The 12,600-nt window shown below is 40.7% G+C and carries 11 protein-coding genes; 7 read left to right on the top strand and 4 right to left on the bottom strand.

The window, feature by feature from the left end:
- From HNQ84_RS07690 to qoxD, 5 genes are all read left to right on the top strand, one after another.
- On the top strand, window positions 1-1,350 hold the full coding sequence (locus tag HNQ84_RS07690) for an aldehyde dehydrogenase (protein ID WP_435621721.1): 1,350 nt from the start codon (window positions 1-3) through the stop codon (window positions 1,348-1,350).
- 377 nt (window positions 1,351-1,727) lie between these two features.
- Window positions 1,728-2,702, top strand: a complete 975-nt coding sequence (gene qoxA / locus HNQ84_RS07685) for a cytochrome aa3 quinol oxidase subunit II (protein WP_435621720.1) — start codon at window positions 1,728-1,730, stop codon at window positions 2,700-2,702.
- The gene (gene qoxB, locus HNQ84_RS07680; RefSeq protein ID WP_435621719.1) at window positions 2,692-4,668 is read left to right on the top strand and encodes a cytochrome aa3 quinol oxidase subunit I; all 1,977 of its coding nucleotides are present in this window, start codon (window positions 2,692-2,694) and stop codon (window positions 4,666-4,668) included. The genes qoxA and qoxB overlap by 11 nt, the downstream gene beginning before the upstream one ends.
- Entirely contained in the window at window positions 4,658-5,263 is a 606-nt protein-coding gene (gene qoxC, locus HNQ84_RS07675; protein WP_435621718.1) for a cytochrome aa3 quinol oxidase subunit III, read from the top strand. Before qoxB ends, qoxC begins: the two co-directional genes overlap by 11 nt.
- The gene (qoxD, locus tag HNQ84_RS07670; protein ID WP_012573996.1) at window positions 5,264-5,563 is read left to right on the top strand and encodes a cytochrome aa3 quinol oxidase subunit IV; all 300 of its coding nucleotides are present in this window, start codon (window positions 5,264-5,266) and stop codon (window positions 5,561-5,563) included.
- A 15-nt stretch (window positions 5,564-5,578) separates the two neighbouring features.
- Here qoxD and pstA read toward each other — a convergent pair whose 3' ends face one another.
- The 4 genes from pstA to HNQ84_RS07650 form a co-directional block, all read right to left on the bottom strand.
- Window positions 5,579-6,418: a phosphate ABC transporter permease PstA gene (gene pstA / locus HNQ84_RS07665; protein ID WP_435621740.1), complete on the bottom strand. Its 840-nt coding sequence runs from the start codon at window positions 6,416-6,418 to the stop codon at window positions 5,579-5,581.
- A 76-nt stretch (window positions 6,419-6,494) separates the two neighbouring features.
- Window positions 6,495-7,415: a phosphate ABC transporter permease subunit PstC gene (gene pstC / locus HNQ84_RS07660; protein WP_435621717.1), complete on the bottom strand. Its 921-nt coding sequence runs from the start codon at window positions 7,413-7,415 to the stop codon at window positions 6,495-6,497.
- Between the two features lie 61 nt (window positions 7,416-7,476).
- Window positions 7,477-8,349, bottom strand: a complete 873-nt coding sequence (locus HNQ84_RS07655) for a phosphate ABC transporter substrate-binding protein (RefSeq protein ID WP_183242865.1) — start codon at window positions 8,347-8,349, stop codon at window positions 7,477-7,479.
- Between the two features lie 21 nt (window positions 8,350-8,370).
- Entirely contained in the window at window positions 8,371-10,101 is a 1,731-nt protein-coding gene (locus HNQ84_RS07650; protein WP_435621716.1) for a stalk domain-containing protein, read from the bottom strand.
- Window positions 10,102-10,300: 199 nt separating this feature from the next.
- Between HNQ84_RS07650 and HNQ84_RS07645 the strand changes: the two genes are divergently transcribed.
- Together HNQ84_RS07645 and HNQ84_RS07640 are read left to right on the top strand one after the other, a co-directional pair.
- Window positions 10,301-11,809, top strand: coding sequence for an HD domain-containing phosphohydrolase (locus HNQ84_RS07645; RefSeq protein WP_435621715.1), 1,509 nt, complete (start codon window positions 10,301-10,303; stop codon window positions 11,807-11,809).
- Between the two features lie 66 nt (window positions 11,810-11,875).
- Complete coding sequence (locus HNQ84_RS07640) at window positions 11,876-12,565, top strand: hypothetical protein (protein ID WP_435621714.1); 690 nt, start codon at window positions 11,876-11,878, stop codon at window positions 12,563-12,565.
- Window positions 12,566-12,600 lie beyond the last annotated feature (35 nt).

The following is a 12,600-nucleotide window of genomic DNA, read 5'->3' as shown; positions in this document are numbered from 1 at the left end:
ATGAACGAGTTGCTCGAAAAACAAAAGCGCTACTTTCGTACAGGAGAAACGCTTTCTCTTGATTTTCGTTTAAAACAATTAACACGATTAAAAGAAACGATACAAAAATATGAACCGACAATTACCGATACGTTAAAAAAAGAGTTGCATAAATCACCGCTTGAAGCATATACAACGGAAATCGGCATCGTTTACGAAGAGATTCGTTTTATCACGAAGCGACTGAGCGATTGGATGAAACCGCAACGTGTGCCGACACCGTTAACGCACTTTGGTTCAAAAAGTTACATATATCCAGAGCCATATGGCGTTAGTTTAATTATTGCGCCATGGAATTATCCATTTCAGCTTGCGATAAGCCCGTTAATCGGCGCGATCGCCGCAGGAAATTGCGCGGTAGTGAAGCCGTCTGAATATACGCCAGAAATGTCGGCGTTGCTGAAAACAATCATTTCAGAAGTGTTTCCAGAGGAGTATGTTGCTGTTGTGGAAGGAGGGGTAGACGTTAGCCAACAGCTGTTAGATTTGCGCTTTGATCATATTTTTTTCACAGGAAGTGTATCGGTCGGAAAAATCGTCATGGCAGCTGCTGCAAAGCATTTGACGCCTGTCACATTAGAACTCGGCGGAAAAAGTCCTGCGATCGTCGATGCTTCCGCGCATATTGATTTAGCTGCCAAGCGAATCGTATGGGGAAAATTTTTAAACGCCGGGCAAACGTGCATTGCTCCAGATTATGTGTTCGTCCATGCTTCTGTTAAATCTTTGTTGATTGAGCGAATGAAGCAGTATATAGAGCAGTTATATGGTCACAAAGATACATATAGTCGCATTGTTACTGTTCGTCATGCTGAACGGCTCGTTCGTTTTTTAACAAATGGTATTGTTGTACATGGTGGAACGTATGACATTGAGCAACGTTGGATCGAGCCGACGTTGCTAGACGATGTGACGTGGGACGATGACATTATGCAAGAAGAAATTTTTGGGCCGATATTGCCGATTCTTACGTTTGGGACGGTTGATGAAGCGATTCAAATGATCAACGATTACGAAAAGCCGCTTGCGCTTTATTTGTTTTCAGAAGATCGCGATGTGCAACAACAAGTATTGCAACAAGTTCGTTTCGGCGGTGGTTGTATAAACGATACGGTTGTACACGTTGCCAATCCTCATTTGCCTTTCGGTGGTGTTGGACAAAGCGGCATCGGTACATACCATGGGAAAGCAAGCTTTGATGCCTTCTCGCACTACAAAAGCGTATTAAAACAAACAACGAAATTCGATATTCCGTTGCGCTATCCAAACTTTCCAAATGCGCTCAAATGGGTGCGGAAGCTGTTGAGATGAAAAAGTGCTCTTCATGGGCGCTTTTTTTGTTTTTGGACAATAAATTTGAACAAATTTCGAAAAAAATTTAACGAAAATGTGACAAGATTTCAGATGAACAACCGATTTCTTTTTTTATTTCCATGTATTATGTAAAAGATAACGCTTTTCTCGCTCATTTTTTGATGTCGAGAAAAGTGTTTTTCTTTTTGTCAATGATTTTGCTTTTTGTTTCCCCCGCAATGCAGTTTCTTCCTTCCTTTTTTCGTCACAATTATTTTTACAATACATGTTAAAATCATTTCAATAGTGTTAATACTACAAAGTTAATTAAATTCGTTCGTTTTGTATTTGGTTTTTTGTTCAATGAATCACAATTTTTGTTGAGGTGAAGAGAGATGAAGTGGAAGTTCTGGATTGTGGGGTTGCTTCCGCTCCTTGGAGGCTGTGAGATGGTTGTGTTTCAGCCGCAAGGACCAGCTGCTCGAAGCATTACGGAGTTGATTAACTGGTCGATTTGGTGGATGCTTCTTGTCGTTGTCGTTGTATTTGCTTTGTTCGCTTATATCGTATGGAAATATCGCGATCGACCTGAGAGAAAGGGAGAGGAGCCACCTGAGGAACACGGAAGTACGGTGCTTGAAATTGTATGGACAGTTATTCCCATTTTAATCGTTATTGCATTAACGATTCCGACAGTTAGAACGTTATACGATTTAGAAAAACCACCGAAAGGGTACGAAGATCAAGAGCCACTTGTCATTCATGTCACGTCGGCAGATTGGAAATGGATTTTTAGCTACCCGGAACAAAATATTGAAACCGTAAACTACGTCAACATTCCAGCGAATCGGCTTGTGCTATTCAAAATGACCTCTGCATCGACAATGCAGTCGTTTTGGGTACCAGCGTTAGCTGGGCAAAAATATACGATGAACAAAATGGAAACGGAATTGTACGTTGTTGCGGAGCGCCCAGGATCGTATGAAGGACGAAATACGAACTTTAATGGACGTGGGTATGCGCATATGCAGTTTGAAGTGTTAGCGCAAACGCCAAAAGAGTTTGAAAAATGGGTGCAAGAAGTAAAACAAAAGGCACCGAAATTAACGAAAGAAAAATATGAGGAATTATTGTTGCCGACCCATTTAGGCCGACTCACGTTTGTGGATACGCATTTACAATGGGTGAATCATGCGGATGCACATTCCAAGACGTACACAAACCCAGAGCTATATCGTGGCCATGGGTATCAAGGAAAAACTTTTACTGATGAAGACAACTATAAATCTAGTTCATCATCCAATTGTAACGAAGAAGATGAACAACAAGCTTTAGAGAGTGATAGCGGAGGTGAACATCATGGGCATTAAGTGGAATGAAATGCTTGTTGGGGGAGACCCGCTTCTTGTCGGTTCACAAATTGCGATTGTGTTGACTGCCGTTGCGATCGTTGTTGGATTAACGTACTTTAAAAAATGGGGTTGGCTATGGCGCGAATGGCTAACGACCGTCGATCATAAAAAGATCGGGATTATGTACATTTTATCTGGTGTACTTATGTTTTTCCGCGGTGGAATGGACGGTTTGTTAATGAAGGCGCAAACGGCTCGTCCAGAAATGAACTTTTTAGATGCGCAACATTACAACGAAATTTTTACAACGCATGGCGTGATTATGATTTTGTTTATGGCGATGCCATTTTTAATCGGTTTAATGAACGTTGTTGTCCCTTTGCAAATTGGAGCGCGCGATGTCGCGTTTCCGCAGTTGAACGCACTTAGTTTTTGGTTATTTTTTAGCGGGGCGATGTTATTTAACATTTCGTTCGTTGTTGGTGGCTCACCAGATGCAGGGTGGACATCGTATTTCCCGCTAGCTGGAAAAGAGTTTAGTCCAGGAATCGGAAACAACTACTATGCAATTGCGTTGCAAATTGCAGGGCTCGGTACGTTAATGACGGGGATTAACTTTATCGTCACAATTTTAAAAATGCGTGCACCTGGCATGACATTAATGAAAATGCCGATGTTTACGTGGACGACGTTGATTACGTCCATTATCATCGTTGCCGCATTTCCGATTTTCACCGTTGCATTAGCGTTAATGACGTTTGATCGCTTGTACGGAACGCATTTCTTTACGCTTTCTTCAGGCGGAAGCGATATGCTTTGGGCAAACTTGTTCTGGCTTTGGGGCCATCCGGAAGTATATATTGTTATTTTGCCGGCGTTTGGAATTTTCTCTGAAGTCATTGCAACGTTTTCACGTAAAACGTTGTATGGATATACATCGATGGTCATTTCTATTGTTGGTATTGCATTTTTAAGTATGATCGTATGGGTGCACCATTTTTACACGATGGATGCAGGGCCTGCGGTAAACTCATTTTTCTCGATTACAACGATGTTAATTGCCGTTCCGACCGGGGTGAAAATTTTCAACTGGCTGTTTACGATGCGAAAAGGACGCATTCAATTTACAACTGCGATGTTATGGGCGCTTGCCTTCGTGCCAAACTTTGTCATTGGTGGAGTGACCGGCGTCATGTTGGCGATGGCAGCAGCAGACTTTCAATACCATAACACGTTATTTTTAGTCGCTCACTTCCATTACGTATTAATTCCAGGTGTTGTGTTTGCGGTATTTGCAGGATTGTATTATTGGTGGCCAAAAATGTTTGGCTTTATGCTAAATGAAAAGCTTGGCAAATATCATTTTTGGCTATTTACGATCGGATTTAACGTGACGTTTATGCCGATGTTTTTCCTTGGCTTAAAAGGAGCGGTTCGTCGCGCGTATACGTATTCAGCAGAATCCGGCTTTGCGCCGCTTTTCCTCGTATCTGCGATCGGCTCGATTATTTTAGCGATCGGTTTTGCGGTATTTTGTTATAACATTTATTGGAGCTTCCGTTATGCAAAGCGCAATGTGTCCCACGATCCATGGGATGCACGTACGCTTGAATGGATGACGGCATCGCCAGTACAGTTTTATAACTTTGCGGTCGTGCCAGAAGTGAAACAATTAGATGCGTTTTGGCATATGAAAAAACGTGGGGAAACGCTCACATTAAAAGAAAGCGACATCAAGAAAATTCATATGCCAAGCAACTCCGGATTGCCGTTTTATATGGCGGTTGTGTTTGGAATTACAGGTTTCTTCCTCGTCTTTGAGGCGCATATCGCGGCAGCTGTTGCGGCAATTGGAATTGTCGTTGGGCTTATTATCCGTTCGTTTGATTACAATGACGGCTATTACGTAAGCGTCGATGAAATTAAACAAACCGAACGGACGTGGAGAAATGTAGAAGGGGGGACGGAAAACCATGTCGGCTAACGTCAATCATTCGCTTCCACTTGAATATCAAACTGAGCAAAACCGATTAAATATTTTAGGGTTTTGGATTTTTCTTGGAGCAGAAATTGTGCTATTTGCGACGTTGTTTGCCGTCTATGGCGTGTTAGGTCACCGCTATGCCGGTGGCCCAACGCCAAGCGACATCTTTAAGCTGAATGATGTGCTCATTGAAACGTTATTGTTGTTGACAAGTAGCTTTACATGTGGTTTGGCAGTCTTTTTTATGCGACAACGTAATATGAAGCAACTGCTCGTTTGGTTTGTCATTACCCTTTTGTTAGGGGCGGGCTTTTTGTTTATGGAAATTCGTGAGTTTATTCATTACGTTCATGAAGGGGCAACGATGCAAACGAGCGCGTTTTTATCAAGCTTTTTCGTGTTGCTTGGTACGCACGGTGCGCACGTGACGTTCGGAATCATTTGGGCAGTGATGCTTATTATTCAGCTTTTTCAACGCGGTTTGACGCCAGTTACTGCAAGAAAAATGTTTATCATTAGTTTATACTGGCATTTCCTTGATGTCGTCTGGATTTTCATTTTCACATTTGTGTATTTAAAAGGGATGGTGGGGTAAATGGAGCATAAAAGCAAATATCCCGTTAGCCACGTTGTTGGATTTTTATTTTCGCTCATTTTAACGTTCGTTGCCGTATTTGTGGCGTTGAAAATGAACGTATCGTATACGATCGTTATGTGGATTATTGGTTCGCTTGCTGTTATTCAAGCTGGTCTTCAACTATTTATGTTCATGCACGTGACAGAAGGAGAAGACGGAAAAACAAACGTCATTAATATGGCTTATGCGGTGTTTGTCGCGATCGTCATTGTCGCAGGGTCGATTTGGGTATTAACATCCGGACATGCCGCGCATTAACATAAAACCCCTCGCTTAACTTTTGCGAGGGGTTGCTTTTATTTTTGTAATTAGTGTTTGAATCCAAAGTGGGAAGCGAACAGTAAAGCTAATGATTAATACGATGAGAACAAGAATAGCTGCAGATTTTTGAGCGATTTCTGTTGCATCTGGTACGAGTGCTTCGGATTGTACGTACCATAAGTGAACAGGAAGTGTACCACCTTGCGATAACAAGTTGAAATCCCACATAAAGCCAGATGTCGATGTTCCCCCTGCTAAAATAATGATGGCAGATTCACCAAATGCACGACATGCAACGAGGCTAATACCCGTTAAAATTCCGTTTAGCGCAGCAGGAAGGACAACTTTTAATATTGTTTGCGACTTTGTCGCCCCAAGCGCGAGAGATGCTTCTCGAATGTCTTGCGGCACGGCTTGGATAGCTTCTTCTGTGACGCGGGCTAGTACGGGTAAATTTAATAAAGCAAGCGTAACTGCAGCACCAATGATCGTCAAGCCAATACCGACATATTCGACAAACAATACATAACCAAACAAACCGAAAACGATCGAAGGAACAGATGCTAAACTTTCAACAGACGTGCGCACAAACTCTGTAAAACGATTGTTCGGCGCATATTCTGCGAGAAAAATGCCGGCTCCAATGCCAATAGGCAATGAAAGGATGAGAGATAAAATAAGAACGTAAAAAGAATTGAATAAAAATGGTCCGACACCGCCGCCAGCTTCTAGTTCGTTCGGTAATGTGAATAAAAAATCAAGCGATAGTTTCGGCAGTCCTTTCCCTAAGATTTTGTACAGCAATCCGATAATTAAAATAAATGTTGATACTGTAATTATGCCGACGAACATATGAAACAAGCGATTTGTGTAAATGGCGCTTGCGATTGATTTACGATGACTATGAAACAATGACTCTCTCATTATGTTACTCTCCCTTTGGACGAAGTTGACGAATAATGATAATTAATACAAGAGAAATGAACAACAATAAAAACGCCATCATATATAATGCATAGTTCCATGTGGAATCAAATTGAACGTTTGTAATTTGCATCACGATGTTGCTCGTTAATACCGATGTTGGTGTGAGCAAGTCCCATCCAAACTGTGCAGTATTTCCGATGACCATCACAACAGCCATCGTTTCACCGATTGCTCGTGTCATACCTAAAATAATTGCCGTTAAAATGCCTGGGCGAGCGGCAGGAAGAACGATACGTGTAATCACTTGAAGTTTTGTGCTTCCAAGTGCATAGCCTGCTTCGCGCAAATGTTGTGGCACTGCGCAAATGGCGTCATCGCTAATACGAGCAACAGTCGGTAAAACCATCATCGTTAACACGAGAGCAGCAGCGAAGAAACCATCGCCAACAAGTGTGCCCGTTGTCTCACGAATGAATGGAATTAAGATTGTTAAACCTAAAAATCCATACACAATGGAAGGAATGCCGACTAGCAAATCTAACATTGGACGCATAATATTTTTTAGCCAATTTGGCGCCATTTCAGCAATAAAAATAGCAATAGCTAAAGCAATTGGCGTGCACATGATCAACGTTAAAAATGTTAAATATAACGTCCCAGCAATAAAAACAGCTGCCCCATATTTTTCTTCAAACGGCTCCCACGTAGCGGAAAAAAAGAACTCTTTCCACGAGACGTCTTTAAATACGAGAAACCCCGTTTGGCTAATAAAAATGACGATCGAAAAAAGAGCAACACCTAAAGATAGTGCACTGGCTAAACAAGCGTAGCGAAAGGCGTTATTTTTCATATACTTCATGCGCCATTGTTTTGTTTTCGTTTGCTCATGTTGGATGCGAACATGTTCCGCAGGTAACGCCATATTGTTTCCTCCTCGTTCATCATATAAAAGACAGCCTCCTCATAAGGAGGCTGCAAATATGTTATTTTTTCATTGCTGTAATTGGGATGAATTTTAATTTTTTCAACGAACCTTGTTGGAACTTTTTGCTTTGGATAAAGTCGATAAATGCTTTATTTGCTCCAGTAGCAGGTCCTTTTGTTAACAAGTAGCCATAGCCCCAAACAGGGTATTTACCGTTGATCACGTTTGTTACTGTTGCCTCTACACCGTTGTAGGCTACCGCTTTAATGTTTCCTTTAATGTACGCAAGGTCTGTGTATCCAATGGCATTTGGTGTCGTTTCCACCGCTTTAATCATGTTTCCGTTTGAAGATACTTCTTTATAGTTTTCACCTTGTGTCATAAATGAAGAGCCTTTTAATGCTTTCATTTGATAGTTTACACGCGTCCCTGAACCGTGTGCGCGGTTGACGACAATAATTGGTTCATCTTTTCCGCCAACTTCTTTCCAGTTTTTAATTTTTCCTGCGAAAATATCTTGTAATTGTTTCGTTGTTAAATTTTTTACAGGGTTGTCTTTATGAACGATCGTTGCAAATGGAATAACCGCAATCGGGTAGGCGTTTAAACCTTGAAATGCACTAAAGCCAGGTACAGGTTTCGTTGCATCCCAGTCACAAGCACCGATTGTTGCTGAACCTTTTGAAACAGATTGTGGTCCAACGATAGATGATGTACCGGATACAGAGATTGCTACTTTTGGATTTGCCTTTTTAAATTCTTTCGCTGCTTGTTGGGTTAATGGAAGTAATGCCGACGAGCCAGCGACGACAATTTTCCCCTTTTGTTGAGCAGCTTCTGTTTTTTCTGTTACTGTAAGCGAAGAGCCGAATAATAAGCTAGAAGATAATGCGACAAGAGAGAACTTTTTAATAAAAGATTTTAAATTCATGATTTTCACCTCTTACAAAATTTATTTTGTAATATCAATTAATCGATTGTTTATGATAACAGCAACTTTTTCTCCTTCATCTGTTGGAATAGTTACGGCGATGTCATTACCGAATGGAGAAGGAGAAATAGATGTTATTGTTGTCTTTGTATTAAAAATGCGAGTCCATTGTGCTTGTGGTGCTGTAGCACGATAAATGGAATAAGATCCGTTTTTCTCTTCCACTAACACAAATACGGTATTTCCTTTTGTTGCAACGTAAGTAATGTTCATGTTTGTTGCCATGTTTTGTTCTGTGCCCGCAACAATGGCTTTTAATACAGGAAGCGTGTTTTCATCGTCTGGATTAGCACTTAAATAAACAATCGTATCTCCAGCGAAGGACGAGTATGTTTTATTATTTGTATCTGTTGTTACAGCTGTTGTTTTTTTATCCGCTGTTGTTAAATCAACAACATATAATTGTGGTTCTGTGCCTGTTGTATCGATTGTATCAATCTCTGTTTTCGAGTCATCAGTATAGTTTGCCTTTGCTTCTTTTGCGGCTGTGTATATAATTTTTTTTCCGTCATCCGATAGACGAAGGTCAGATTTATATTTCACTTTATCGTTGACGATTTCTGTTATCGCACCTGTTTGAACATTTATAGAAGCGATAATATCACTGCTACTTTCTTTAAAGAAGTAAATCGTTGAACCATCTGGTGACCATGTCAGTTCTACTTTTATATCATCATCTGTACCGATAGGCATCGCCTTCCTTGTTGCTAGATCGACAATGAAGAGTTGACCGTTATCGTCTACATATGCACCTTTTTTCTTATCTGGTGATAATGCAAGATCTCCACTTGCGATCGTTGCGATGGCTTTGCGAGATGGAACATGTACAATTTTTGACACAGGTTCATCGTTTTCATTTGTGACGATCACGTATTCGTTGCTTAACCATTGAGGATTAAAGTTCGTTCCTTTTAAAAATCCATTTGTTGCGATAAATAATAGACTTCCGTGCTCGATTTCGCCACCTAATTTCGTTACGACACCGTGCAAGTCAGCATAAAAGTTGCCGTTTACTTTAACTACGGACGAACCTTGTTGCTGAAGAAGGAAAGTAGCCTTTTTGCCTTTTCCACTTAATGTAATTGTTTTTGTTTTTCCATCGACATTCATTGCGACCCCGAACGCTTTTGCGATATCAGAGAGAGAATAAAGTGTTTTTTGTCCCATCGCTATAGCATTTAACTGAGTCGGTTGTCCATCAACTGAAACGGCTACTTTTTTTGTTTGCACATTGCCATTTGTAGAGAGAAGAATAGGGCTAGCATTTGTTTGTAACTGTCCCCCGAACGCTTGAACGATCGTCACAGCTGGAACGTATAAGACGTTGTTTACCGTTTTAGGTGCTACGTTCATCGTTACTTTTTTACCATTAATGACGGCAACTTTGTCATTTGCCTTTACTTGAACAACCGTTCCTTTTTTCGTTAGCGTGTACATTTTTGTTTTTTTGTTGTGAGAATATGTAGCTCCTAGTAATTTGGCGATTTCAGGAGCAGATACAATCCAGTTTCCACCAGAAACAGTCGTCACAGAAATAGAAACTACCGTCCCGTTTACATTCCAGTTTGTTTTTTGGATAGTTTGTTTTTGGACAGCCTTTGCTTCTGCTTTCCATTCGGTCGCGGGAATAAGCGGCGAAGCGAGGACAGCTGATGCGATCAGCGTATGTGCGAGCACTTTCTTCACGGACATTTTTTTCCCTCCTAGGTTTGTATATCAACAACGCCTATTATAGAAGGGCAATGTTAACCTCGTTTAATATTTTTGTAGACTTTGTAAATACAATGTTTGATTTTTTGGAAATTTTTATTAATGAATCGTAAAGGAATGTATGTCTCGTCATTTACTTTTTTCTTGTTATAATGAAAAAGAATAGGGAGGAGGGATGGGTATGCGCATGTTTGAAGAAACGCTAAAGAAATTGTTTATGAATTACACAATTGGTTCGATTTTAGCGGTTGTCGGCGTTGGTAGCACGTTAATGGTAATGGCGCTAAACATTCGGCAAGTAGACTTACTCATGTTGTTGCTTATTCAGTTTTTTTCTTTTTGTATTATGTTGTTTATCGAATATCGTGCCTTTCAAAAAGATATTCACCCCATTCGTCTCGTTTTTTCTGAAACGAAAGTAACGGAAGAACAATTTTATTGGGCGCTTGTCCAAGCTAAGCGCTTTCCGTTGTTGACGGTAAGACGTATCGCGCTTCCACATTTTTTAGGGCTTTCGATTCCAGCTGTTGCGATGACAGTTTCACTTATTTTTATCGATGTGTTGCGCATTCCGTATATGTATGTTGTTTATGCTTTATTTGGCGCATTGCTTATTGCGATGCTTCATGCGATGATCGAGTTTTTTTTAACGTTGCGCACGATGCGTCCGCTTATTCGCGATATGATGCAAATAGGGAGAATGCACGGGTTTCATGAAGCGATTCGAGCGACAAATGTCGTATATGTGCCGATGAAAGTAAAAATCGGGTTAAGTGTGTTATTTATCGGTATTTTCCCCGTTTTATTATTTGTGTTAGCCACTGAAGTGAAATGGTTTGCTGAAGGGAAAAACACATTTTCAGGTTATTGGACGTGGACGATTGTCGTATTAGTCATCTCCATTTTGTTCTCTTTATTTGCGGCCCGTGTCTTGTCTGAAGATGTGGAACGAAGCATTGAAGATTTGCTTCAATACATGAGTCGCGTGCAAAAAAAAGAATATGAATTGATGTGCGATAACGTTTATATTGATGAATTTTCCGAGCTCACAAGCGGTTTTAACCATATGGTCGATGCGATCGTTGAACGGGATGAGAAAAATAAGCAATTATTAAATAGTTTCATTTCCGTTATGACGACTGCACTCGATGCGCGTGATGAATATACAGCTGGTCATTCGCAGCGCGTTGCCGTATATGCTGTAGAAATTGGTAAGAAGCTAGGGATGACAGTAGAGCAACTCGCTCGTTTATATCGTTCTGCTATTTTGCATGATATCGGAAAAATCGGTATCCCTGATCACATCTTATTGAAAGACGGAAAGTTGACTGATGATGAATTTGGATGGATTAAAAAGCATCCGGTACTCGGTGAAAATATTATTCGACAAGTACAGCCGATTGAAGAAGTGCAAGATTTGCTTCCAGGTATTCGGTCGCATCATGAGCGAATAGACGGGAAAGGATATCCAGATGGCTTAAAAGGGGAGGACATTCCGCTATTTGGACGTATTATTGCGGTGGCAGATGCGTTTGATGCGATGACATCTGATCGTCCATACCGAAAAGGGATGAACGTAGAAAAAGCGATTTCGATTTTATTGGAAGGTCGGGGAACGCAATGGGATGCTCAAATGGTCGATTGTTTTATCGCATTTTTACAAGAGAGGGAACAAGAAAAAGTGAGTTAGATGCCGATATGATGGCATCTATTTTTGTTTGTAGGTGATATACTAAAAGAAAAAGGATGTGGGATTGTGAAACGATTAATCGTAGCGTTTATCATTTTACTTGCTGGCTGTACAGCCCAGCAAGACGAATCGAATGTCAAACAGTTGAAGCAAACAATTGCAAAACAACAAACGACAATTGAACAACTACAAAAGAAAAATAAACAGCTTCAACAAGAAAATGAGCAATTAAAAAGCCAGGTAAATCAAGTTAATCCGTCCTCTCTTTTATCTGTTGCTTTAGATGTCGTGAATGCGCTAAAAAATCACGATATGAATACGCTCTCATCTTACGTCCACTCCACAGCTGGTGTACGATTCAGTCCGTATGGTCATATTGATGTTCAACATGATTTACAGTTTTCAGCATCTCAATTTCCGTCCCTATGGTCCTCAACCCAAGTGTATCAATGGGGAGCATATGACGGTTCAGGTGATCCGATTCAGCTCACGTTTCAAGACTATTTTGATCGTTTCGTCTATGATGTCGATTTTGCGAATCCGCATATGATTGGAAATAATGTTGTTGTTGGGACAGGAAATATGATAAACAATATTCAACAAGCATATCCGAACGGGTCATTCGTTGAATTTCATTTTAATGGTTTTGACCCACAATATAACGGTATGGACTGGCGAAGTTTGCGTCTTGTTTTTGAACAAGAAAGCGGTCAATGGAAACTTGTCGGCATCATTCATGATGAATGGACGACATAGAGAAGATGAGGGTGTCCTTGATTTCGGACACCCTT

Origin of the sequence: Anoxybacillus eryuanensis, from assembly GCF_051200995.1 — a bacterium.
Lineage (GTDB): Bacteria > Bacillota > Bacilli > Bacillales > Anoxybacillaceae > Anoxybacillus > Anoxybacillus tengchongensis.
Note: the sequence above shows the minus strand (reverse complement) of the source record. Positions and strands in the feature narration are given on the sequence as shown.